Annotated in this window: 18 protein-coding genes; 9 read left to right on the plus strand and 9 right to left on the minus strand. The window is 59.9% G+C overall.

Annotation, left to right across the window (positions count from 1 at the left end):
* Positions 1-75 precede the first annotated feature (75 nt).
* The 3 genes from ABD022_RS08745 to ABD022_RS08755 form a co-directional block, all read right to left on the minus strand.
* Complete coding sequence (locus tag ABD022_RS08745) at positions 76-6639, minus strand: glycosyltransferase (RefSeq protein WP_343820945.1); 6564 nt, start codon at positions 6637-6639, stop codon at positions 76-78.
* 174 nt (positions 6640-6813) lie between these two features.
* Positions 6814-7398 carry a putative pterin-binding protein gene (locus tag ABD022_RS08750; protein WP_343820947.1) on the minus strand — a complete coding sequence of 195 codons (585 nt, stop codon included), beginning with the start codon at positions 7396-7398 and terminating at the stop codon, positions 6814-6816.
* Positions 7395-10319, minus strand: a complete 2925-nt coding sequence (locus ABD022_RS08755) for an HD domain-containing phosphohydrolase (RefSeq protein WP_343820948.1) — start codon at positions 10317-10319, stop codon at positions 7395-7397. The genes ABD022_RS08750 and ABD022_RS08755 overlap by 4 nt, the downstream gene beginning before the upstream one ends.
* A 271-nt stretch (positions 10320-10590) precedes the next feature.
* Between ABD022_RS08755 and ABD022_RS08760 the strand changes: the two genes are divergently transcribed.
* Both ABD022_RS08760 and ABD022_RS08765 read left to right on the plus strand, forming a co-directional pair.
* Complete coding sequence (locus ABD022_RS08760; RefSeq protein WP_343821064.1) at positions 10591-10776, plus strand: DUF3008 family protein; 186 nt, start codon at positions 10591-10593, stop codon at positions 10774-10776.
* A 1-nt stretch (position 10777) separates the two neighbouring features.
* Entirely contained in the window at positions 10778-11374 is a 597-nt protein-coding gene (locus ABD022_RS08765; RefSeq protein WP_343820950.1) for a hypothetical protein, read from the plus strand.
* A gap of 4 nt (positions 11375-11378) precedes the next feature.
* Here ABD022_RS08765 and ABD022_RS08770 read toward each other — a convergent pair whose 3' ends face one another.
* The gene (locus tag ABD022_RS08770) at positions 11379-11780 is read right to left on the minus strand and encodes a BON domain-containing protein (RefSeq protein ID WP_343820952.1); all 402 of its coding nucleotides are present in this window, start codon (positions 11778-11780) and stop codon (positions 11379-11381) included.
* 200 nt (positions 11781-11980) lie between these two features.
* On the opposite strand from ABD022_RS08770, the gene ABD022_RS08775 reads away from it, so the two are divergent.
* The 3 genes from ABD022_RS08775 (at position 11981) to ABD022_RS08785 (ending at position 16951) form a co-directional block, all read left to right on the plus strand.
* On the plus strand, positions 11981-13393 hold the full coding sequence (locus tag ABD022_RS08775; RefSeq protein ID WP_343820955.1) for an MBL fold metallo-hydrolase RNA specificity domain-containing protein: 1413 nt from the start codon (positions 11981-11983) through the stop codon (positions 13391-13393).
* 60 nt (positions 13394-13453) lie between these two features.
* Entirely contained in the window at positions 13454-15979 is a 2526-nt protein-coding gene (locus ABD022_RS08780) for a cation-translocating P-type ATPase (protein ID WP_343820958.1), read from the plus strand.
* Between the two features lie 105 nt (positions 15980-16084).
* Entirely contained in the window at positions 16085-16951 is an 867-nt protein-coding gene (locus tag ABD022_RS08785) for an LOG family protein (RefSeq protein WP_343821065.1), read from the plus strand.
* Between the two features lie 42 nt (positions 16952-16993).
* Here ABD022_RS08785 and ABD022_RS08790 read toward each other — a convergent pair whose 3' ends face one another.
* Positions 16994-17812 (minus strand): thioesterase family protein, encoded by an 819-nt coding sequence (locus ABD022_RS08790; protein ID WP_343820959.1) that lies wholly within the window; start codon positions 17810-17812, stop codon positions 16994-16996.
* 140 nt (positions 17813-17952) lie between these two features.
* Between ABD022_RS08790 and ABD022_RS08795 the strand changes: the two genes are divergently transcribed.
* Positions 17953-19194, plus strand: coding sequence for a winged helix-turn-helix domain-containing protein (locus tag ABD022_RS08795; RefSeq protein ID WP_343820961.1), 1242 nt, complete (start codon positions 17953-17955; stop codon positions 19192-19194).
* On the opposite strand, the gene ABD022_RS08800 is transcribed toward ABD022_RS08795, so the two are convergent.
* Entirely contained in the window at positions 19178-19750 is a 573-nt protein-coding gene (locus ABD022_RS08800; protein ID WP_343820963.1) for a methyltransferase family protein, read from the minus strand. The genes ABD022_RS08795 and ABD022_RS08800 overlap by 17 nt on opposite strands.
* A 125-nt stretch (positions 19751-19875) precedes the next feature.
* The gene (locus ABD022_RS08805) at positions 19876-20655 is read right to left on the minus strand and encodes an AraC family transcriptional regulator (RefSeq protein WP_343820964.1); all 780 of its coding nucleotides are present in this window, start codon (positions 20653-20655) and stop codon (positions 19876-19878) included.
* A gap of 109 nt (positions 20656-20764) precedes the next feature.
* Here ABD022_RS08805 and ABD022_RS08810 point away from each other — a divergent pair, with 109 nt between their 5' ends.
* Positions 20765-21157, plus strand: a complete 393-nt coding sequence (locus tag ABD022_RS08810) for a nuclear transport factor 2 family protein (protein WP_343820966.1) — start codon at positions 20765-20767, stop codon at positions 21155-21157.
* 109 nt (positions 21158-21266) lie between these two features.
* Here ABD022_RS08810 and ABD022_RS08815 read toward each other — a convergent pair whose 3' ends face one another.
* Both ABD022_RS08815 and ABD022_RS08820 read right to left on the minus strand, forming a co-directional pair.
* A complete protein-coding gene (locus ABD022_RS08815) occupies positions 21267-21842 on the minus strand; it encodes a YdeI/OmpD-associated family protein (RefSeq protein WP_343820968.1) in 576 nt (191 codons plus the stop codon).
* 15 nt (positions 21843-21857) lie between these two features.
* A complete protein-coding gene (locus ABD022_RS08820) occupies positions 21858-22541 on the minus strand; it encodes a glutathione S-transferase N-terminal domain-containing protein (RefSeq protein WP_343820969.1) in 684 nt (227 codons plus the stop codon).
* A 329-nt stretch (positions 22542-22870) separates the two neighbouring features.
* Between ABD022_RS08820 and ABD022_RS08825 the strand changes: the two genes are divergently transcribed.
* Together ABD022_RS08825 and ABD022_RS08830 are read left to right on the plus strand one after the other, a co-directional pair.
* Positions 22871-23287: an ester cyclase gene (locus ABD022_RS08825; RefSeq protein WP_343820971.1), complete on the plus strand. Its 417-nt coding sequence runs from the start codon at positions 22871-22873 to the stop codon at positions 23285-23287.
* Entirely contained in the window at positions 23284-23736 is a 453-nt protein-coding gene (locus ABD022_RS08830) for a MarR family winged helix-turn-helix transcriptional regulator (RefSeq protein WP_343820972.1), read from the plus strand. Before ABD022_RS08825 ends, ABD022_RS08830 begins: the two co-directional genes overlap by 4 nt.
* The last annotated feature ends 104 nt before the right edge of the window (positions 23737-23840 follow it).

Here is a 23840-nt window from a genome sequence, read left to right on the forward strand (position 1 = left end):
ACTTGTTGTTCTTGCTCATGGCTCCATTCTCTCAAGAATCGAAGCCTCCTGAAAACCCGGTGTGATTCACATAACTTAATCTGTCCATTGAGATAGCCAGTATGTCGCGTTGCGCTCATCAAGCACCCAGTTCTGCAAAACAGCCTCACGCAAAGCATCTCCCATTCGAGCTGATGCATCCAAATCAGCAAGATGCATACGGATAGCATCAACCCAGTCTTTAAAACGCGGCTTAACACGCGTCACTGGCAGGCTGCCCCGATATGGTACAACGTCACTGCAAATCACAGGGAAACCACACATACCATACTCCAGCAGCCGCACGTTACTTTTGCATTGGTTGAAACGCGTATCCTCTAGTGGTGCCAAGGCCAGATCCAGGTTCAGGCCGGCCAGTCTTGCAGGGTAACTATCCACGGCCACATTTGGATGAAGCTCATGTGCGTACGGTCGAATCTGCCTTGGGCACGCCCCAAGGAAGACCCATTCGACCTCGTTAGCCAGGGCTTCGACCACATCAACAAGCATCGCGAGATCATCATAATGATCTCCCCCCCATCCCCACCCTACACGCGGACGCTTGCCCTGCCGGCGAAGGCTCCGCACAGACAGCCATTCGTTCAGGGGAAGTCGATTTTCAACTACTCGGATATCAGGATGCAAACCATGCAACGCCTCGGCTAAAGGCGCTGTAGATACGACTAGGCGATCCACCAGCCTCAATGATTCCCGCAAAATTTTTAATGCATCCTTGGGCATGTGTTCCCGATATGTACTATTACGCGGCAGGCCTAACAGATAATCATCCAATTCAGCAACTTTGTGGCAGCTGGAAAACTGAGTCAGACGCTGTTGCACGTTGAGCTGATCGGGACGTAACTGACATTGAAACACTATGGCATCAGGCGCCAGACGCTCAGCCTCTATCAGCCAATCACCCTGATCGCTGATACTCGCGGAAGCCAAGCCCAGGGCATTAAATGTGCGACTGGGGTACACAATCCGATATTGACTACTGCTGGATCGATCCACTAGCATCGATAGGGTTACTGGCAGAGGGCGCCATCGCAAAGGACGCCAATTGAATTCATTGCGCATATCCACGCTGAAACCATGACCTTGAACCGTCAGTAACTGATTATATGCAGGATCTTTCGCGATTATTGGCAACCATTTAGCATACAAAGCATCCTGTTCTGATCTGAATCTCTGTAACCGGATCTGCACATCCGTTTTGTCAACTTTAGTCTGACTGACGCTACCTTCATGCATCAGCACAGCATGAGGAGTCCAGACCGACAGATAGCCGGCATCACGCACTTTCAGGCACAAATCCACATCGTTGTAAGAGACTTTGAATGCTCCTTCGTCCAAACCGCCTACTGCTTCGTACAACGAGGCTCGAATCATCAGACATGCGGCCGTTACAGCACTGTAATCTTGGTCAACCTGAAGACGATACATATAACCAGCTGCATTGGGATCTCCGCCGATGAAGGGATGATCAGCAGGTCCTCTCAGACCCAGTACCACACCAGCATGCTGGACTCTACCATCGAGAAACAATAACTTGGCACCAACGATGCCCACTTCTGGACGCTGCGCATGATTCAATAGTGCATCCAGCCAATCACCACGAATAATCACCGTATCGTTATTCAATAAAACTAAATATTCCCCTCTGGCTTGGCTGGCCGCTAAATTATTCATAGCAGAATAATTAAACGGGTAGGGATAGCGCAGAATTCGCAACTGCGGGTTTTTCATCACTTCAATTTTATTCAACCAAGCACACGCATCTTCCTCATCGCTACCATTATCAACAATTATTACTTCATAATTTTTATATGCGGTTTTTCCCAATAAACTATCAACACAGCGAACCAATATGGATAATTGATTCCGAGTCGGGATAATGATTGACACAACAGGATTTTTCTGATGTCCGTATTCGATGCGGTAGCAGCCAGGTAAATGAGAAGACACCAAGGCCTCTTGATATCCTCTATTATGCAAGTAACGTAACAATAATGTTTGCTCAGACTGTCGCGTCTTCATCACTGGCTCGCGTGAAATCAACAGAGGCTCATCAACATGAACAATGTCTGAGACACCATCAACATCAATCAGTCGTAATAAAAAATCGAATACAGGAACATCGGAAAATTCAGGATCAAATCCACCCATCTCCACAAAAATATCTCGTCTGAAAACCCAATGGCGAGCCATCGTTTCAGGAGCCGACAACAGTAAATCCAAATTGAAATCGGGACGCAAAAATGGGATTAGCTCGCCCAAATGATCGCGAACCATACCATCCGCATATGCAGCCTTTATACTCGGCATTCTGAGCAACTCTTGAGCTAATACAGCCAAACCTGCAGAGGTGAACTCGTCACCAGCATCAACCACCAACAACCAGTCCCCAATTGGCTCGCTGGCGAAATGATTTACCATGACGATGCGTTCTTGATCGCTTCTGGCCGGAACATACTGGAATTGCTCCAGGGCTCCATATCTCCCTACTATCTCTTCTCCGACGATAAACACATGGGTGGGTCCGAATCCACCAGATAATGCTTCCAAGCTGGATAAAGTTCTTTCCATATCTTCGGGTCTTTCTCCACCCAAGACAAAAACTGATAATGTTGGAGCACCTCCGTGATCAGAAAAATATTTCGCCAACAAATGAGACTGGGACTCGTTCATTATGCGATTATCCAGCCATATATCCAAATCAGCACGCGGCTTTCCAGGCTTGACTGCAATTGCATCTTCTTCCTCAGAAGGCGAATGAACCGCTGATTCCTCATCCCCTCCCCATGCATGGACCCACTGATCTAGAAAATCACCTTCCAGCATCCAATCTCGCAACACAGCATCGCGCAAAGCATCTCCTTTGGTGGCCAGCGCAGCAGGATCTGCCAAATGAGAACGAATTGCTGCTACCCAGTCTTGGTGACGATTACGTACTAGCGTGACAGGCAAATCATCTCGATAAGGTTCAATATCCGTGGCAATTACCGGCACCCCACAAGCGCCTAATTCCAGCAGCCGTAAATTACTTTTGCAACGATTAAATTGATTAATTTCCAACGGCACCACTGCTAGATCCAGGTTCAAACTGGCTAATTTCTTTGGATAATCATCAATAGGAACTCCTTTATGAAACTCGCAGATGACCCCCTCAGGCTTCATTCCCATGAAGACCCACTCAACCTCATCTTCGAGTTCTTTGAAGACCGATCGAATCTCCGCTAAATCTCCAGTATGGCTGGAACCACCTGCCCAACCTACTCGCATCTTTTTCCCAACGCGACGTTTCCCAGATAAGCCAAACCACCAATCAGGATGCAAACCATTTCGTGCAATTCGAATATCATGATGATATTCTGCATACTCTTGCGCCAGCGCAGGAGTTGAAACCACTAACCAATCGACACGCTCGATCGCGCGACGCATATTCCTAATCAACCCAGGAGGCAATTTCTGACGATATATACTACGTGTCGGAATATTAGGGAGATAATCATCAAATTCTAGAACGACTTTAGCACCGGTGATTTCACGATAACGTCTAATCTGCGCCAGGATTCCATCGTTCAGCCACGCTCCTTGCAATACAATCACATCTGGCTGGATATCAGCTACATCAGCAAAATGGAAATCACCATGTTTCACCCCTCCCTCAAAACGCAGTTCATTGGCCATGGCTTTAAAGGGATGCAAAATTCGGTAGTGACCGCAACCTTGCCAATCCGCATGCGCTGCAAGCACCACAGGCAATGGCCTGCCAGGCAGTGGCTTCTGTATTCGAGAGGCATCTTGACTTAGATAAAAACCGGGGGATAACTTACCAAAAGCAGGATGGTAATAAGGATCCCGTGCCAACAACGGCAACCAGCGTGCGTATAGGCTATCGCGTTGCTGATCATCTGCTCGAGCTGCCAAACCGAATTTTTCCGGCAAGAGACGGGTTGCACCTCCCATATGAAACAGACCCACATCAGGCTCTAGTGCCAATAGATAGCCCGCTTGCGTTGCCTTCATGCACAAATCAGTGTCTGCATAAAAAATAGGAAAATTCTGCGCATCAAAACCACCCAACTCCTCGAAGACCTCACGGCGCATCATCAGGCATGAGGCACTCAATGCACTAACATTCTGCTGCACCACAAGACGATACATGTACCCCTGTTTACTGGAATTCTCTCCTCGAAAGGCAAGTCCAACACAATTATCCAACCCCAGCACCTGACCGCATTGATCTACCCTCCCATCTAACAGATCGAGGCGAGGTCCTGCCATACCAACCTCGGGGCGCAAAACTAATCGCAATAAACGTTCAAGCCAATCAGATCGTGTCCTCGATGAGAACTGGATATCATTATTCAGGAACAACAACACATCGCCGCGCGCTTGTTCGACGGCAAAGTTATTAATTGCCGCAAAATTGAATGCCTTGGGCCAACGCAAGACACGCACTCGATCAAGCTTCATACTTGCAAGTTTCGTTAGAAACTCATTTGCATCAGAATCAACACTACAATTATCCACAACCAGTAATTCATAGTTTGCATAAGCCGTATGCTCAATCAAACCTTCAATACAATCACGCAAGATTGGAAACTGATCACGAGTCGGTATAATGATAGATATGAGGGGCTGTGAGCACAAAGGATATTCAATGCGAAATAAACCTAAAGTAGACTCAGGCTGTACTTGTGCATCAAGTTCCATTCGCACAAAATGCGCCTGAGTTACAACAGGGAACCACGTCATCGTTTTTACATCACTCACCCAGCCCATTAAACCCTGATTGCTGATTAGCAATACCTCCGGAACATGTCCAATAGCAGGCGGACCTACTTTTTCCACCAAACGCCAGATTAAATCAATATGCGCCAAATCCTCAACACGATCATCCAAGCCACCCACTGCTTGTACCGCAGCCGTACTGAGAATCAGATTTTGCCCCACATATGGATAGCTACGGAGCAGGTCCACATTAAAGTCAGGCTTAAGCATAGGATTTTCGAACTTCTCATCCCTACACTCAACCTCATCAACATACCAGACCAAAGAATCAGGATTACGAAGACGATATTCTCCCATCAACAGAGTGGCATGCGGCACTAAGCAATCACCCGCACGAAGAATCCAAATAAAATCCGGCACATCTCCTTGCTTGATACGAGCCGACAGTAGTTGCGTCCAATGAGCATCCCCACACAGCAACGAAACTCCATCGTTAACCACTTCGTTGCAAATATCACGACCAATTAGCCACAACCCGTCCACAGGCCGATACTGTGAATCTAGGCTTTCCAAGGTTTTCACTAATTTCTGCAGATTTGCACCCTCAGGCACGATAACCGCTACACCTAGCGTGCCGACATCCGGATTCGCCTGCAGCATAGTCTGGAGCGCAAAAACACGAGATGCAATCGGCGTACGATCACCTAACCAATCAGCAACTCCCCAAGCTGATTGGGCAGGAGCTTTAAGTTTACGCAGCTGCTCTTCATCATCTCCATTACGGGGAATAGCACCGAAATTTAACTGCACACCATCCTTTGCAATGGATTTCAATAAATCTAAGAGATCATCCCAATTTTCTGGTACGTAAATATGCGCATCTGGGAATCTTTTAGCCATCTTGCAGACTATTTCATCAACCGATTCGTATGATTTTTTTGTATATTTGCGTATTATTTTATATAAATAAAAATACGTTCCTCGACCACCATTAAAAATGACCGACCCAAGCATAGCAGATGAATGGAATGAGAAATAAATTTGATTCTCGGGATTCCATCTCCTAGAGAGCACCTCACTCAATAGTAAATACACTTCCCATGGCCCACGCCATTTTTCTTCCTCATTGGTTTTGACGAGCGCCGGATGCCTTCTTATATAAGAATCATCACCCACAACAAGATCAGAAATTACATTATTCAACAGCAATATTGGATACAACTCCGGATCGCTCTGTTTACTCACGTACTGTTGAAAATAGAATTTATTCTTCCCATGAAAACCAGAAAAATTCTGATTTATCATAAAAATATCTTTCAATTTTTTTTGTAAAGAATCATTTTTTTTAAACTCATCAACGAAAAAATCGATATCAATTTTTCTCAATGAAACATTCATATCATCAGAGTAAAGACCTGGCTCACAAAGCCATATCTCAGAGATGCGTCCCAAATCAAATCCAGCGGTAAAATCGAGACGCTGAATATCTTCTCCAACCCAGTTTTCAAATGCTCGCTTAGGATAATAAGTGAGCAGACCCTCTTCTGTAAGAATTATCCTCTTACCTCTCTTTGCCAAAACCCCAAAAATATAATTATGCAGCTTGAATCCAAACGAAAAAAAATGCACGATATCTGAATTAATAGCTGCTGATATAGCCCTAAGGCTATTTTCACTATTGACGTTCGCATCATCCGCCAATATCACCTCGTCCCACACACACGACCCTAGCGCTCCCGCGTAGGCATATGAAACCCGATGATTATCCGACAATACCAACGTTTTATTTAATTCCTTATATGTCGTAACGGATAAAATAAATGCCATCAGCAATTGATATTCCGTACCGCATAGAAAAATAACACTATTCTCTTTCTTCATGCTTTTCTCAAACAAAACCCGATCGAATTGATAATGATGCTAGGATAACAACACTCTCCGACCTACAATCAGGCAAAAAAGACAAAGAGCATCTGTCAATTCACACCAATTCCTCCTATGGAGCCATAAACCATAGTTCAGTTCTTACCGAACTGAACCGGTAAAAGCTTTCCCTCACCTCACCCTCAGCCCATCCAGCTGCCAGACCGACAGCCCATAAGACTGTTCGCGCACCTGCGGTGGCAAGCGGTCGTAGGGATAGACCACGAACAGCGGCCCCTTGTCGCGCGGCGACATGGGCTTGCCGTCCATGCGCAGCGCGATGATCACGTCGTACGCCTCGGCGTGCTCGAAGGGAATGTCGGCTGCGTAATCGTTGATTGCAACGGCGTCGATACGGGTGCCGCTGGCGCCGGCCGCGGCCAGCACGTCCCGCAGCAAAGGCCCCTGGAACGTCACGGGGCGCGAATACCAGGGCGTGGTCACTTTGTACGTCCTTTGCGGCAATGCTTCCAGCGCGCGCATGTCGAACCGTGTCTGGCGGCCCTGGCTGTCCACCGTCAGCACGATCTTGCCCTGGGATTCCGAATGCGCCGGCACCGCGATGCCGCGCGGGTGAATGAAGGCGCCGATCAGCACGGCCATGGCCGTCAGTGCGGCAAGATAGATTGCACCCAGCAGCACCAGGCGCCGGCCATCCTCACTGCGATGGCGCCGGCCATGCGGAGTTTGCGCTTTACGGCGCAGGAAAGCGATCATGACGACTCCTCCGGCTGCGCGGCACACGCGAGCGCCTCGACATCCACCGCGTCGATCTGCTCCGGCCGCATGAAAGTGCGCGCATAGTCCAGCCATACACCGCTGCGCACGAAGTACCGGTACAACTCGGGGTCCAGATGTCCCCCGCGGCACATGGACGCCATGATGCCCAGTGATTCCGACAAGGTCTTGGGCGGTTTGTAGGGGCGGTCGGCCGCCGTGAGCGCCTCGAACACATCAACCAGCGCCATGATCCGCTCGGTGGTGCCCAGCTGCCTGCCGTGCAGGCGGCGCGGATAGCCCTTGCCGTCCATGCGTTCATGGTGGTTGGCCGCGATGTCGGGCACCCGTTCCAGGTGGGACGGCCAGGGCAGGCGCTTGAGCATGATCAGCGTCTGCACGATATGATCGTTGATGGCGAAACGGTCTTCGTCGGTCAGCGTGCCGCGCTGGATGGACAGGTTGTGCAATTCGCCCATGTTGCGCCGGTGCCTGGGCAGCGTCATGTCGAACCCCCAGGTATTGCGCGGGTCGTCGCGCTCCACGGCGGGCCGCCGGGCATCGTCCCAAGGCACGATGTGATGCGGCTGGTCGGCCAGCAGTTGCTCGGTGGCTGGCAGCGCAGGCGGTACCGGGCGGCTGCCGGCAAGCCGGGCGCTTTCCTGCGCGTCCAGGCCCAGTGTGTCGTCGAAATGGCGCAGCCAGGTCTGCGCCCCGATGGCGCGCAGGCGTTCGACGGCGCCGTCAGGCAGGAATTCGCCGCCGACATTGCACTCTGCGACGAAACCGAAGTCTTCGCGCAATTGCGCCTGGCGCGCGGCGCGCCTTGCTTCGGCAGCGTCCGGATCCTCGCCGCGCAGCCGGGCCTGCAGGCAGTCGATCTCGGCATCCCGCCACAGCACTTCGAAGCGCGTGCGGATTTCGTGAATGCGGTTGTAGACGACTTCCAGCTTGGTGGCCTTGTCCATGATGTGCTCGGCGCTGGTCACCTTGCCGCAATCATGCAGCCACGCCGCGAGCCTGAAGGCCTCGCGCTCATCCTCGTTCAGGTGGAAATCCGCGTACGGGCCAAGGGTCTCGGCCTGCATGCGGTCGGCCAGCAGGATCGCCAGCTTGGGCACCCGCTCGCAGTGCCCGCCCGTGTAGGGGCTCTTGGCATCGATGGCATCGGCCAGGATGTGGGTGACGGACTCGAACAAATTGCGCTGTGCCTCGATCAGCTTGCGCGTCTCGATGGCCACGGCCAGCATGCCGGTCAGGCGATCGGCGAAAGCCTGGAATGCGGGCGCCGCGTGGTCCCGGTCCTGGTCTGCGCCCAGGACCAGCACGAGCAGCCCCAGCGGCTGGCTGTCGCGGCCGCGCAGCGCGAACGCGATATGCGGCCGCATCGGGTCCTGGCCCAGCCCCCGGCCCTGGTCCTGATTCCGGCCCGGCCCGCCAGCCAGTGCGGCCTCGCCCTGGTGGGCGCTCATTGCATCGGGCAGCCCCCCCTGCTCGCCGAATATGGCCACGCGGGCCAGGTGGCTGCGCTCCCGGTCGAACAGATAAACGGCACCGCCTTCGCAGCGCGTGGCCTGGACGAATTTTTCCAGAACCTGCGCGAGCATGGTTTCGATCCGGGGCTCGGAGCCCAGCACCCGGCTGATCTCGAGCAGGGATTCCATCGACCCCGCGACCTTGTCCATCACGCTGTTGAGCGATTCGACTTCGCGCAGCATCGAGGCGGCCCGTTCCTTGCGGCGGCGGAAGTTGAAGCGCGACATGCGCAGCGCCTGCGCCGCGATGCCTTCCAGGGCGCGCCCCACGGCGCTGCCGGCCTGCCAGCCGAACGGCAGGAACAGCACGATCAGACCGATCGATATCAGGATCATGCGCGCGCGATTGAGCGCCAGCACACCCAGCAGTTCGTCGACGGGAGCAGCACTCAGGAGCCGCATGGACACGCCGTCGATGCCATCGAACGGCAGGGACACCCCGATCCATTTCCGCCCGCCGGCTTCGTAGGAAACGACCTGGCCGTCGGCCGCGGCAACCTGCCACAGGCGCGTGAGCGCGCCGACGCCCAGGGTCTGCAGCGTGCCGACATCGGACTCGCCCAATGCCCGCCGGTGCTCCAGCAGCGCATTCATGTCGCGGTAGGCGATCACCGCGCCGTCCTCGTCCACCAGGGCCAGCTCGGCGTTGGGCGTCATGCGCAGGCTGCCCAGCGCCTCGCCCAGGTCTTCCAGCGCCATATCGACTGCCGTGACGGCCCGCCCCGAGTGGGACAGGCGGGAAAGCGTAATGCCCACCTGCCGTGTCGAGAAGAAGACGTACGGCCTGGAAGTGACCGTGGATACCGTGTCCATCGCACCGATGTACCAGGGCCGCTCGCGCGGATCGAACTGGTAATCGGGCTGAGGCCGGCGCAGCACGAGCTCGTTCCTGGCGTCGTAGAAGAGGAACAGCCCATGGCGCTTGCCATCATCCCCGAGCGTGACCGACTGCACGAGATAGTTGGCCTGGGGCGGCGCCTGGAACTGCTCGCGCACATCGCGCCGGTCCAGCGGACGCATGAGCAGGAAATCGCCGTTCTCATACCCCACGTGGATGGCCGACACCAGCGGGTTCTCGGTCAGCTCGGCCGCCAGCACACTGCGCCGCGCCAGGCGGTCGTCGAGCCGTTTCGCATCGACGATCGGGTCGAACGCCAGCATGCGCAGCGATATGGAGCCGGGCTCGATGATGCGGCGCGCGCGTTCGGCCACGATCTGCCCCGTGTCGCGCGCCGCCATCGCGGCCATGTCCAGCAGGATGGCGCGCGACCCATACCAGCTGAGCGTGATCAAGGCCACGGCCACGATCGTCATGGCCGCCACCGCAATGCCGGCGATGACGAGCCTGACAGGCCATGCGCGCACCGTACGAGGGGCTTGTGGCATGGATTTCTCCATTGGTTCGCCAGGAAAAACCGGGCCAACCCGCCAAGGGCCGGGTGTGCCTGCCTTCCTGAGACATTGCGACGTGAAAAGGCAATTCTTTCAGAATGTCACTAGTATCTGCCAGTTCTGGCCGGGACGCCATCCATGGTACGCAGGGACCCATGTGCATCGGCGCGCCGGCTGCCTGTGTGCGGTTCGGCACGCGCTGCGGCGCCCAGGCACGCAGCTTGCCGCTGCATGGGCACCGATTGACCGAATGGGGAGAAACGCCATGCAGGCTAAATCGAAAGCGCAGCAGCAGGCGGCGGGAATTGCTTTGGCCGCCAAGCGCGGCGACAAGAAGGTCGGCGAACTCAAGGGCGCTTCCAAGTCCATGTATGAATCCATGGATGAAAAGGAGTTGCAGGAACTGGCCGAGACCGAAACGCGCGACAAACCCAAGCACAAGGGAAACTGAGATGTCCGTGATCGTGGCCGCCAAATTCGACACATTCCCCGAGGCGGAACGCGCGGTCGGGACACTGCACACACAAGGATTCCGCAGCGAGGACATCTCGACCTTCTACATCGATGGACAGACGCTGGCGGATTCGCACGAAAGCGATCCCGGCCCCAGGCCGCGTGAGTGGGGCACCGTGACCGCCGCCTTCGGCCTGGGACTGGCCTGCGCGGCCATCGGCGGCCTCCTGGGCTGGCAGCTCACGCACATCGGCATGATCGCAATCGCGGGGGCGGGAACGGGTGCCTATGTGGCTTCGCTCTGGGGCGCCTTGTGGGTGACGGGCCGGCGCGCCCGCGCCTACGAGCGGCGCCGCGCCCGCGAACGCGCGCAGGCACCACCCAGTGTCCACGGCCCTGGCGCCCTGCTGGTCCTGCACGTCGAACCGGAGCGCGAGGCGGAAGCCTGCGCCTTGTTGCGTGCGGCTGGCGGCCACAGCCCCGGCCGGGCCAGGGGCCGCTGGCGCGACGGCAAATGGGAGGACCTCGATCTTCCCGAGCATCGTGCCCCCCGCGACGAGCCGCCCTCCGTCCCAGTGGCGGGGACCCGGGAATAACGCCCTACATGACCTGCAGGTCGTAGTTGACGCTGCGCACGCCCGGCACCTGCCGGGCGGCCTGGACGGCCCTTTGTGCCGTGGCCCGGCTGTCGACCATCCCCCTCAGGGTAACAATCCCATCCAGGGTGCCGACCTGCAGGCTCGAATCGCGCAGGCCCGGTACGGACGACACCGCACTGATGACATTGGCATTGATGACGGCATCCTGATTGTTCACCACCATCACACCGCTTTCCGTGCCCTGGTAGCGACCCTGGTAGTGACCCTGGTTCGTTACCGTCATGTCGCCGGGCTCGTCGCCGGATACATTTTCATAAGGCGAGTGCCGCGGCGAAACGCACGCCGCAAGCATCAAGGCCGAAGCGGTCAGGGTCAGGGCCGGCAAGAGTCTGTTGTGGTTCATGGCGATCTCCGTCGAAATTGGAAGGGAGCCCTGCAACGGGCCTGCGCCCACAGCAGCAAGCCGCATGCCGGGAACCCTGGATCGAGCCGCGAAAACCCGCGCCACGCATATCCGCCATGTTGCGCCCGGTGTATCCTTCACTCATCCGCACTGCATCAGGCCCGGACATCCGTTCGTTGCGCAAGCCGGAGTGAATGCGTATGAAGCTCAGTTTCCTTGGCGCCGCCCGCGAGGTCACCGGCTCGTGTTTCCTGGTGGAAACCGCCGATACCCGATTCCTGGTGGATTGCGGCATGATCCAGGGGGGCCGCGAGGCGGAAGCCCGCAACCGCAAGCCTTTCGCATTCGATCCGGCGCGCATCGATTTCGTCCTGCTCACCCATGCCCACATCGACCATAGCGGCCTGCTGCCCAAGCTCGTTCGGTCAGGCTTCAAGGGGCAGATCCACACCACAGGGGCCACCGCCGAGCTGCTCGAAGTGATGCTGCCAGACAGCGCGCACATCCAGGAAACCGATGCGCTGCGCGCAGCCCGGCATGCCAGGGGAAAACGCCCCGCACCGCCGATCTACACCCGCGAAGACGCGCAGGAATGCCTGCGGCAGGTGCGCCCTGTCGGCTACGACCGGGAATTCGCGCCGTGCTCCCAGGTGAAGTGCCGGTTTCGCGACGCCGGGCACATTCTCGGATCCGCCATCATCGAGATATCGGTCGCCGAGCATGGCCGCACCACCCGGCTGGTATTCAGCGGCGACCTGGGACACCCGGGACGGCCGATCCTGCGCGACCCCACGCCGATCCAGGAGGCCGACATCCTGGTGATGGAATCCACCTACGGCGATCGCCTGCATCAGGACCAGCAGGCCACCGAGGAAGAGATGATCGCCATCGTGCAGCGGACACTGTCCGAGCGTGGCGGCAACGTCATCATGCCGGCGTTCGCCGTGGGCCGTACCCAGCAGGTGCTCTACCACCTGCACCGCTTCGTGTGCGAAGGGCGCCTCCGGCGCCCCCAGATATTCGTCGATTCGCCGATGGCGACTGAAGTCACCCGCATCACGCGCCGACACCTGGAACTCTTCGACGAAGAGGCCCGGCGCCTGACGGGCTGGCACGAACGGGGCGCCGATATTCCCTATCTGCATTTCACCGCCAGCGTGGAAGAATCCATGGCGCTGAACCAGATCCGCTCCGGGGCCATCATCATTTCCGCCAGCGGCATGTGCGATGCCGGACGCATCCGCCACCACCTGCGGCACAACCTGCCACGCCGCGAATGCAGCGTGCTGATCTCCGGTTTTCAGGCGCAGGGCACGCTTGGCCGGCGCCTGGTCGATGGCGCCAAACGGGTCCGCCTGTTCGGTGAAGACATCCCCGTGCGCGCCGGGATCCGCAGTATCGAAGGCCTTTCCGCACACGCCGACCAGGCCGCCCTGCTGAATTGGGCAAGACACTTCAGCCGGCCGCCCGCACGCACTTTCGTGGTGCATGGCGAGCCACAAGCAGCCCAGGCGCTGGCCGAGCGGCTGCAGCACACGCTGGGCTGGCGGACAGCGATCCCGGAACACGGCGAGGCGGTGCATTGGCCGGATCTTGCCCGGGAACGTGCATGACAACCCAGCCATAACCACCACGCAGCAAGGCCGAAGCATCGGCACGACGGAGAATCCACGATGAACGTGCCCCATGGCGCCCCCAGGTCGGGACTCGATCCTGCCGAGGTGGCGCACCGCCTTGCAACCGACGGACCGAACGAGCTGCCACGCCCGCCGCGCCGCACCGCCAGGCGCATCCTGCTCGAAATAGCCCGCGAGCCGATGTTCCAGCTGCTTGGCCTGGCCGTGTTCATCTATCTGCTTCTTGGAGACCATGCCGAAGCCGGCATGCTGCTGGCATTCCTCCTGATCATCATCGCAATCACGCTGATCCAGGAGTGGCGTACGGAAAGAGTGCTCGAGACATTGCGCGACATGACCAGCCCCCGCGCCCTGGTGTGGCGAGACGGGCAGCAGCAAAGGATCGCAGGCCGGGATCTCGTGCAGGGCGATCTGATCGAACTCGCCGAAGGCGACCGCGTACCGGCCGACGCGCAACTGCTGGAAGTCAACGACCTGTCCGTGGACGAATCCCTGCTGAGCGGGGAATCGCTGTCGATCGCCAAGGCACCTGCGGCGCAGGTCTACGCAGGGACGATGGTGGTCGCAGGCCGCGCCATTGCGCAAGTGACGGCGACGGGTGCGCGCAGCGAAATCGGACGCATCGGAACGGTGCTTGGCGCTCTGGAAGTCGAACGGACGCCCCTGCAACTGCAGACGCGTCAGCTCGTGCGCTGGTTCTCCTGGCTTGGCCTGGCAGTGAGCCTGGCCGTCGGACTGCTCTTCGTCTGGACCCGGGGCGACTGGCTGGGGGGAACGCTGGCCGGCATCACGATGGCCATGTCCCTGCTTCCCCAGGAATTCCTGCTGATCCTGACCGTGTTCATGGCCATGGGAGCCTGGCGTTTGTCGCAGCGCCGCGTCCTGACCCGGCGCGCGTCCGCCATCGAAACACTGGGCGCCGCCACGGTGCTGTGCACGGACAAGACCGGCACGCTGACCCGGAACCAGATGGCGATCGAGGCCCTGGTCCGCTTCACCCCGAATGGGCCATTGAAGTGGTCCCGCGGCGACAGGCTGGACGAAGCCTCTCAGGCCTTGCTGCGATGCGGCACGCTGGCCAGCGAGCAGGAACCCTTCGATCCGATGGAACGCGCCTTCCATGCCCTGGCCAGCACATGCATCGAACCTGTTCCCGCCAGCTGGCATCTGGCGCATGAATACAGCCTGAGCCCGGACCTGCCCGCCATGACCCATGTCTGGCGCGCCGACGGCCGCTCCAGCCATGTGGTGGCGGCAAAGGGCGCGCCGGAGAGCATCGCGCGCCTGTGCCGGTTGTCGGAGGAGCACCAGCGCCAGGTGCTGGCCGAGGCAGGCAATCTGGCCGACCAGGGCATGCGCGTGCTGGGCATCGCCACGGCCGACTTCCAGGGCACCGACTGGCCGGCCGACCAGCACGGCTTCGATTTCCGGCTGCTCGGCCTCGTGGCGCTGGCCGATCCGATCCGCGACAACATCCCCAGGGCAATCGAAGAATGCCGGCGTGCGGGAATTCGTGTGGTGATGGTCACCGGAGACCACCCCGGCACAGCCCGGGCCATCGCACGCCAGGCCGGGCTCGACGCAGAGGCGGGGTTGATGCTGGGCAAGGATGTCGCCGCATCGAGCGACGAGGCGCTGCGCCGCAGCGTTGCCGCCACGACCTTGTTTGCCCGTGTGACGCCGCACCAGAAACTGCGCATCGTGCAGGCGCTGAAGGCCAATGGCGAAGTCGTGGCCATGACTGGGGACGGCGTCAACGATGCGCCTTCCCTCAAGGCAGCCCACATTGGCATCGCCATGGGAGGACGAGGCACCGACGTGGCGCGAGAGGCTTCCTCGCTGGTACTGCTGGATGACGATTTCGAAGCACTGGTGCAGTCCATTCGGCTGGGCCGGCGCATCTATGACAATCTGCGCAAGGCCATGCGCTTCGTCTTCGCTGTCCACGTCCCCATTGCCGGGCTGGCGCTCATCCCCCTGCTGACCGGCTGGACGCTGCTGCTCTTTCCCATGCACATCGCGTTCCTGGAAATCATCATCGACCCGGTCTGCTCCATCGTCTTCGAAGCCGAGGAAGAAGAGCGCGACGTCATGAACCGGCCGCCGCGAGATTCGGCGGCCCCCCTGTTCTCGGCGGGCATGATCGCGCAGAGCCTGGTGCAGGGCGCCCTGGTGCTGCTGATGGTGGGCCTGTTCTACTGGGGCTTGCTCCAGAACGGCGAGCCCGAGCCAGTAGCCCGTGCCGCCGCATTCATTGCACTCGTCAGTGCAAACACAGCCCTGGCGCTGGCAAACCGCTCATCAAGCCCCAGCCTGAAGGCGGCCCTGCGCATGGGCAACCATGCCATGGGGGGAATGATCCTGATCACCGCGATCCTGCTCGCGACGGTGATCGGCGTTGCCCCGCTGCGCCAGTTGTTCGGATTCGAAATCCCCGGCCTGCCCACCATCATCGTAGCTGCCGGCATCGGCGCCATCGGGCTATCCTTGTTACTGGCCTACAAGGCAGTCATGTCCAGGATCGGACTGTTCCCAACAGCCTCGCGCCACGAAAGCCCTTGAAACCGCACATCCCAGGCAAATGAAATGAGCGACGTCCCCACCATGAAACCCTCGCCGCCCGACAGCATCCCCGAGCCGCAGCCCGGATGCCCCGGGGGCCCCGCCATGAATCCCCCGCTGAGCGAGGCCGAACGCCTGCGTGCCATCCTCGAATCGCCCGCGTACCGGCTCGCGTACGAGGACATGGAACTGCTCACCCAGAAGGACTTGCGCCCCCTGCGCCTGCAGCTCGAGTTGCTCAAGCCAGAGCGCGTCCTGGGCGAACAGGACGTGCATTCGACCGTGGTGGTCTTCGGCAGCGCGCGCATCCACGATGCCGCCACCGCACGCAACCGGCTCGCGGACCTGGAACGGCAAAAATCCCTGGCGGCAGGGAATCCGGCGCTGGAGCGGGCCCTGTCCCAGGCACGGCGCCGCCTGGAGCAGGCCCGGTACTACGAGGAAGCACGGCGCTTCGCGCAATTGATCTCGGCGCGGTTCCAGCAGGCAAAACGCTGCGATTTCGTCGTCGTCACCGGTGGCGGGCCGGGCATCATGGAAGCCGCCAACCGTGGCGCGTACGAGGCGGGCGCGCGTTCGATCGGGTTGAACATCACCCTGCCCCACGAGCAGGCGCCCAATCCCTACATCACGCCGGAACTGGCATTCCGCTTTCACTATTTCGCCCTGCGCAAGATGCATTTCCTGATCCATGCGCGCGGCCTGGTCGCCTTTCCGGGCGGCTATGGCACGCTGGACGAACTGTTCGAAGTGCTGACCCTGATCCAGACCGGCAAGATGACCCCGATTCCCGTGGTTCTCGTCGGCCGCGCATTCTGGCGCCGCGCCATCGATTTCGACTACCTGATCGACGAGGGCTACATCGCGCCCGAGGACATCGCCCTGTTCGATTTCGCCGACGACGCCGAGGAAATCATCGCCGCCCTGGCCCGCTTCTATTCGGACGCCTCGCAGGAAACCCCTGGCCCATGACCCTGGCGGCCCATCGGCCCTGAAGCACTGGCAGCAAGCCGCCTAACGGCCCCGCAGCCGCACGGTCAGGCTTTGCGCCGCTGTACCGACCGGCCCGCGAACATCGCTCAGGACCGAGAACGTCTCGCCCAGGCCCGTCGGGCCAAAGCTGACGCGCGTGTCGAAGCCCACCCAGCCGGCCTCCGGCTGGCGCGTGAAATGGATGGACAAATCCACATTCGCGAAGAACACCGCGTTTGGATCCGCGCGTACCGCCAGCCCGTTGGCCGTATCGACCAGCTTCACGAAACCGGCCACCGGGGGATCGGACTCCCCCTCGACCAGCGGGTAAGGCGTGCGGATCCAGCTGCGCCCACGGCCCGGACGAGCGCCGGTTTCCCGGCGCGCTTCCAGCGACGCAATGAACCCGCCTTCCCAGATCGAAGAAAACGCCAGGGGGGGCATTTCTTCGGGCAGCGGCATCGGCGACCATTCGGAACCCTGCACCTGCGCCGTGTCGGTCGAAGCCAGGCGCCATATCCGGGCATGGATGCTGACCTGGTCCCCATGGCGCATGGTGGCCTCGATCAGCTCGATCGAGCGGCCCGGCCGCGCCATGCGGACATCGACGGTGAACGGACCGGAATGGATGACGCCCAGCACATCGAACGACACCCGGGACACCAGCTTGTCGCTGGGCAGGCGGCGCTCCGCCTCGGCCAGGACCAGGCCGGAGGCGGCCGCCAGGTGCTGCTCGCCAGGCTGCCAGGCGCCCTGGGCGTGCAAAGTGGACAGGAACTCGGTTTCTCCGCGGCGTACGTAGAAGGCGTCCGGATAGGGCTCGCCAGCGTGACCGAGGTGCAGGTTCTGGGTGGTAGGCATGCGCAAGAGTATAGCGTCGGCAAGCCGCCATGAGCGCACCACCCGGAACTGGCCCACGCCGCCAGCCCTCGTGCGCAACGGCGGGAAAAGCCGATAAACTGAAGGCCGATCCGACTCTTCACGCTTGCGCGAAACCTACCTTGCTTCTTGCTTCCCGGCCTGCACTTTCCATCACCCAGGCCCGCAACCTGCAGCTCGCCGCCCAGGGTCTGCTGACGGCGCCCCGACGGCGAGCCACCCGGCAGGATCTGCTCCAATGCATCGAGCGCATGCATCTGCTGCAGATCGACACCATCCACGTCGTGGCGCGCAGCCCGTACCTGGTGCTGTTTTCCCGGCTCGGCGCCTATCCGCCGGCATGGCTGGACGCAGCCCTGGCGGGGGGCTTGATCTTCGAAACCTGGGCGCACGAGGCGTGCTTCGCCCCCATGGCCGATGTGCTGCTGCATCGCAGCTACAACAGGCATGCTCGCGTTCATTGGGGCCTGAAGCGCGCGCAGGCGCACATCGCCAGCCATCGCCCCCAGCTGGATGCGCTGCTGGCCCATATCCACGCCCACGGCCCCGTCAAATCATCGGACTTCAAGCGCACCGACGGAAACGGCGGCGGCTGGTGGGGCTGGAAAGACGAAAAGCGGCTGCTCGAAACCCTGTTCGCCACCGGGGATCTCATGGTGGCCCGGCGCGACAGATTCCAGCGCGTCTACGACCTGGCGCAACGCGTCTGCCCTGCCCTGCCGGACGCCCCGATGCCCGATGCCGCCGAGGTGCACCAGCATTTCATCGAGAAGGCGGTACTCGCCCTGGGCATTGCCCAGGCCGGCTGGATCAACGACTACTTTCGACAGAAGCCCCGCCTGAAGGACCATGACCTGGATCCGCTGGTGGCCCGCGGCGCACTGCAGCGCGTGGACGTCAAGGGATGGCACCGTCCGGGCTATGTACACCACCGGCACGCCGGCCTGCTGCAAAAGGCCATGGATGGCCGCTTGCGCGCCACCCACACCACGCTGCTGTCGCCTTTCGATCCGTTGGTATGGGACCGCGACCGCGCCTCGACGTTGTGGGGATTCGATTACCGGATCGAGTGCTATACGCCCGAAGAAAAACGCACCTACGGCTACTTCGTACTGCCCATCCTGCACCGGGGAAAGCTGGTGGGCCGGCTGGATGCCAAGGCGCACCGGACACAAGGCGTGTTCGAGATCAAGGCCCTGTACGCAGAACAAGACCGTGTGTTGGACGATACCGCGTTGAGCGCCGTGGCCGGGGCAATCCAGCGCTGCGCACACTGGCACGGCACACCCGAGGTGCGCGTGCAGCGCACGGAGCCCGCCGGCCTGCTGCCGCGGCTGCGGGACCAGCTCAGAGATACCGCCTGACCCGGTCGCAATACGCAAGGTATTCCTGGCCGTAGTGATGCCTCAGGAAGTCTTCTTCGAGCAGGACCTGCCGGTGAAACAGCCACGCTCCCGCACCGGCGTAGACCAGAAGGATCCAGTTCGGAAATATGAGGAATTGCCCCAGCAGGATGACGGCGAAGCCGACATAGATAGGATTGCGGCTCAGGGCAAAGATCCCGGTCGTCACGAGCCTGCCCGGACGATCGGCATCGATGCCCACGCGGAAACTCCGGCCGAAAGAGACGAGGCTACACAGTAGCAGCGTCAGGCCCGCTCCACACATCGTCACACCCGCCCAGGCGACCGGCACGGATTCGAAGAACGTCCGGGTGTCGACAGCCGGCCAGCCGAACGCGGCGGCAAACACATGGTAGAAATAAAAGCAGGCGAAGGGCGGGATCAGGAAATCCCTTTTGTCCATCGCGCCGAATTTCATGGCCCGCACCCCCGCCCGGCGCAGCATGGCGGTGCGGGTCAACACCATCCCCAACATCAGCACGAGAGTCAGCGCGGCGAGATATTTCTGCATGGGCATGGGAATCCCCGGCAAGGTTCATTCCAGCAGAACGTCCTGAAGACAGCCTGCCATTCTTCATGATCACGTCGAAGTTTTTCTCCGGATTCGCGAGCCGGCCGCATGCGCCATGGCCACAGGCCGCATCAGCGCATCACGGCATCATACCGTCCCGGCGTGACGCCGAACACCTGCCGGAACACGGTGATGAACGCGCTCACGTTGTCATAGCCGGAATCCAGGGCCACCGCCGTCACCGGCCTGCCGGCCGCCAGCCACTCCAGCGCCTTCAGCAGGCGCACGCGCTGGCGCCATTCGGTGAACGTGAACCCGGTTTCGGCGACGAACCGCCGCGTCATCGTGCGCGGCGCGATACCCGCCCACGCAGCCCATTCCCGCAACCGACGTCCATCGTCAGGCCGATCGGACAGCGCCCGCGCGATCCTGATCAAACGCGCATCCCGCGGCATGGGCGGGCCCAGCGCGGCGTGCGGCAGCGAACGGACCTCGTCCAGAATCACCCCCGCCAGCCGCGTCCGCGACGCATCCGGATCGTTCCCCGTCCATGAGACGGCGCGCGCCACGGCCTCGCGCAGCAAGCCGGAGACGGCCAGCACGCACGGTTGCCGATACAGGTCTGCACAGGCGGATGCGGCCACGTAGACGCTCCAGCCCGAGAAAGGTCCATGCGACCGCAGCCCATGCGGCACGCCCGGCGGGATCCAGACGGCATGCGTGGTCGGCACCACCCAGCGACTGCCGCCCGCATCGACCGACAGCAGGCCCTGCGCCGCGCCGAGCAGTTGTCCGCGCGCATGGCGATGGCGGCGCGTCACACGGACCTCGCCGGTCTCGCGCGACACAGCCAGCAACAATGGACCTTCCGTCGCGGAAGCTTGCGCCGGCGGGATCAGGGGATCGGTCATGAATGGCCTCGAATCGATATCGAATGACTTTTATACCGTAGTCACGCCATGGCATGCCATCTACAGTGACGACTCACCTCACATCGACCCACCGAAGGAACGACACGACATGCCCGCCACCGACATCCGCACCGCCCTGGACGAACTGCTCAACCAGCCCCACCGCCCGCTCGAGGACGTCCTCGATCGCCATTTCAGCCCTGACTACCGGCAGCGCACCAACGGGCAATGGGATGATCGCGAAGCGTTCGTCCGCCATGCAGGCAAGCTGCGCGAAGTCGTGGCGTCGGCCCGGATCGAGGTGCTGGACGAACTGCGCGACGGCACACGCTACGCCGACCGCCACCGCGTCCACGCCGTCAAGCGCGATGGCGGACGGGTCGTGCAGGAGGTCTACCTGTTCGCGGAGCTGGACGCCCGAGGGCGCTTCCGGCGCATCGAGGAAACGACCTTGATGCTGGAAGGCGAGGAAGCCGACCGGGAACTGGGGAGTGCGAAATGAGGCCGGGTGGTCCCGGTGCGCGATCGCCGCTGACGGTGCATGGTCTGAGCGTCGACGCCCGTCGGCGGGATACCGCCGTTGGCGGCCTTTGCCGGCGGCCCCTTTGACATCAGTGAAATCTTTCCTCTCTCGCAAGCTGTTCCAGCATGGCGTTCATGCGCTTCATGCGGGTCTCGGAGCGCTTCGCTGTCGCGAGGCGGTAGTAAATCGCATACAGGTTCTTGCGATCCAGGGTCGCGAAGAATTTTTTCGCCGGGGGATTTCGATCGAGCGCCTCGAGAAAGTCCTCGGGGATTTCCATGGCGGCCGATCCCGCGTAGGCGTTTTCCCAACGGCCATCGGCCTTTGCGGCATCGACGTGTCGCTGGCCGGACGGGGTCATGCGCCCTTCCGCAACCAGGCGCTCGGCATGTTCGCGGTTCTTTCTGGACCACTGGGAGCCCGGCTTGCGCGGCGTCAGCCGCTGCAGATAGGAACCCTCGTCCAGCGCCTTTTTATGACCGTCGATCCAGCCGAAGGCAATCGCCTCCACGACACAGTCGGTCCACGTGACCGACGGCTGGCCCGATCCCTTCTTGTGGATGCGCACCCATAGCTCGCTCGCTGTTTCGTAGTGCGCCGCCAGCCAGCGAGTCAGATCGGCGGGCGTTTCGAAGGAGATCGGCTGGGAGGGAGGTTCGGGCATGGGATGGATCTAATTTCAGCGCTGCGATCGATAAGGCTCATCCATGGGGATGAAGTCCTGCTCTGCCAGCGCATCGGCGATCCAGGCCTGCACGCCGGGCAGCTGGTGCACATGCTCGATATAGGCGGCGATCTCGCCCGGTACGGGCAACTGGTAGGTCCTGATGCGGGAGCAGACTGGTGCATAGTAGGCGTCGGCCACGCTGAATTCGCCAAACAGCATAGGGCCGCCATATCGGGCCAGCAGCTGGATCCACATGGCCGTGATGCGCTCCATGTCCTTGCGCACACCGGCATTGTCGCGCCAAATGATGCGGCCCATGTCCGCCAAGTCCGCCTCGATATTCATGCTGCAGGCGCTGCGCAGCGCGGTGAAGCCGCCATGCATCTCGGCCACCGCGCTGCGCGCGGCCGCGCGCGCAGCGCGGTCCTCGGGCCACAACCGCTTTTCAGGGAACTGCTCGGCCACATATTCCGCAATCGCCAGGCTGTCCCAGATCGTCACATCGCCGTCCTGAAGCAGCGGCACCGTAGCCGTCGGACTGACGGCGCTCATCGTGCGTTTGAATGCCGAGCCGGCATCAAAGCCATCGAAGCGCACATACTTCTCTTCGAATGAAATGCCGGCCTGGCGCAGAAGCACCCAGGCACGCATGGACCAGGACGAATAATTCTTGTTGCCGATATGGAGCCGCAGCATGGTCGATCACCGATTGAACAACGATCGCCCGATTTTATCCTTCTTGGATAACAGGCCCCGCATGGCGGTCGGATCGTGCAACCGGGCCGCCACCGAGGCAGGCCCGGCGGCTATCGAGTCAAAGACCGGACTGGCGGCAAAGCCCGGTGCGGTGGTCACGGGAGGCCGGCCTGGGCAAGACCTGCTGCACACTCAAACCAGATGATAGGTTTTTGGTTGCCTCGCTGACCGGCGCTTCATTTATACAGTTAAGCTGTATATAATTGCTTTCTCTCCTTCTCTGCATGCCAGCAGACGAGCCATTCCCTTTTCTTCTCTTCCGGGTCGCCATGAATACCGTATCTCCCAAGCAGATCGTGCAACGCTTCAACCATGAAGTGATCGAGCAGGGTCGTCTTGATTCGTTTGAGGCGCTGATGGACCCGGAATTCGTCAACTGGTCGGCCCCTTCGGGAGCCCCGCAAGACGGATCCGGCTTGTGGAATACCTTTGAACATCTGCTTCGCCCCGCTTTGAGCGACCTGCGAGTCGAGATTCACGAGCAACTCTGTGAAGGCGACAAGGTCGCGACACGAAAAACCGTCAGCGGCCGGCATACCGGAACGCTGATGGGCGTGCCTGCAACCGGGCAAACCGTGCACATCGACGTCATTGACATTGTGACCGTGCGCGAAGGGCGCTATGTGGAGCATTGGGGCATCAACACTTTGACAACAGTCCTTGCACAACTGAGGTCAGCGCAATGACGCCCCCGCCCCCTGCAAAGGACAACCACACTTCCGATCTAGTGCTTGCTGAGTCGTTGCGAGCTGCGGTTGGACGTTTCGTTCGCTCAGTCAGGAGTCAGAGTGGCACCCCTCATGACGCCCAAGCTGATGTCCTGGCAGAACTGGCCCATGCTGGTTCCATGAGCATCGCCGGTTTGGCCGAAATCCGCGGAGTGACACACCAATCGATGCGGCTGGTCGTGATTCGGCTGGAGGATGCAGGGTTGCTCGAACGAAAGCCCGACCCTGCAGACAGACGTGGATGGCTGATCGCGTTGACAGACGAGGGGCACCGCGCTGCACAGCAGGATCGGCAGACTCGCTCCATCTGGTTGGCAAAAGCGATCAGTACCAAGCTATCTGCTCAGGAGCGAACGGAATTGAACCGCGCAGTGCCGCTCTTACTCCGGCTTATTGAAGCGGAATGATTTCTCCGCCGGTGTCGGGTTCCGCATTACTTGGGGGTCAGTTCAGTTTTGCGGAGACTCCAGCTTTGAGAGAACGGGGTGTCGGACAACGCCTGCGCGCAACA

The sequence above is a fragment of the Castellaniella daejeonensis genome (assembly GCF_039523555.1).
Classification (GTDB): domain Bacteria; phylum Pseudomonadota; class Gammaproteobacteria; order Burkholderiales; family Burkholderiaceae_B; genus Castellaniella; species Castellaniella daejeonensis.

Coding starts and splice junctions, on each gene's coding strand:
- ABD022_RS08825 (WP_343820971.1), top strand. CDS start 22,871: ATGAATACCGTATCTCCCAAGCAGATCGTGCAACGCTTCAACCATGAA.
- ABD022_RS08765 (WP_343820950.1), top strand. CDS start 10,778: ATGTCCGTGATCGTGGCCGCCAAATTCGACACATTCCCCGAGGCGGAA.
- ABD022_RS08775 (WP_343820955.1), top strand. CDS start 11,981: ATGAAGCTCAGTTTCCTTGGCGCCGCCCGCGAGGTCACCGGCTCGTGT.
- ABD022_RS08780 (WP_343820958.1), top strand. CDS start 13,454: ATGAACGTGCCCCATGGCGCCCCCAGGTCGGGACTCGATCCTGCCGAG.
- ABD022_RS08770 (WP_343820952.1), bottom strand. CDS start 11,780: ATGAACCACAACAGACTCTTGCCGGCCCTGACCCTGACCGCTTCGGCC.
- ABD022_RS08820 (WP_343820969.1), bottom strand. CDS start 22,541: ATGCTGCGGCTCCATATCGGCAACAAGAATTATTCGTCCTGGTCCATG.
- ABD022_RS08760 (WP_343821064.1), top strand. CDS start 10,591: ATGCAGGCTAAATCGAAAGCGCAGCAGCAGGCGGCGGGAATTGCTTTG.
- ABD022_RS08810 (WP_343820966.1), top strand. CDS start 20,765: ATGCCCGCCACCGACATCCGCACCGCCCTGGACGAACTGCTCAACCAG.
- ABD022_RS08745 (WP_343820945.1), bottom strand. CDS start 6,639: ATGAAGAAAGAGAATAGTGTTATTTTTCTATGCGGTACGGAATATCAA.
- ABD022_RS08750 (WP_343820947.1), bottom strand. CDS start 7,398: ATGATCGCTTTCCTGCGCCGTAAAGCGCAAACTCCGCATGGCCGGCGC.
- ABD022_RS08815 (WP_343820968.1), bottom strand. CDS start 21,842: ATGCCCGAACCTCCCTCCCAGCCGATCTCCTTCGAAACGCCCGCCGAT.
- ABD022_RS08805 (WP_343820964.1), bottom strand. CDS start 20,655: ATGACCGATCCCCTGATCCCGCCGGCGCAAGCTTCCGCGACGGAAGGT.
- ABD022_RS08785 (WP_343821065.1), top strand. CDS start 16,085: ATGAATCCCCCGCTGAGCGAGGCCGAACGCCTGCGTGCCATCCTCGAA.
- ABD022_RS08790 (WP_343820959.1), bottom strand. CDS start 17,812: ATGCCTACCACCCAGAACCTGCACCTCGGTCACGCTGGCGAGCCCTAT.
- ABD022_RS08755 (WP_343820948.1), bottom strand. CDS start 10,319: ATGCCACAAGCCCCTCGTACGGTGCGCGCATGGCCTGTCAGGCTCGTC.
- ABD022_RS08830 (WP_343820972.1), top strand. CDS start 23,284: ATGACGCCCCCGCCCCCTGCAAAGGACAACCACACTTCCGATCTAGTG.
- ABD022_RS08800 (WP_343820963.1), bottom strand. CDS start 19,750: ATGCCCATGCAGAAATATCTCGCCGCGCTGACTCTCGTGCTGATGTTG.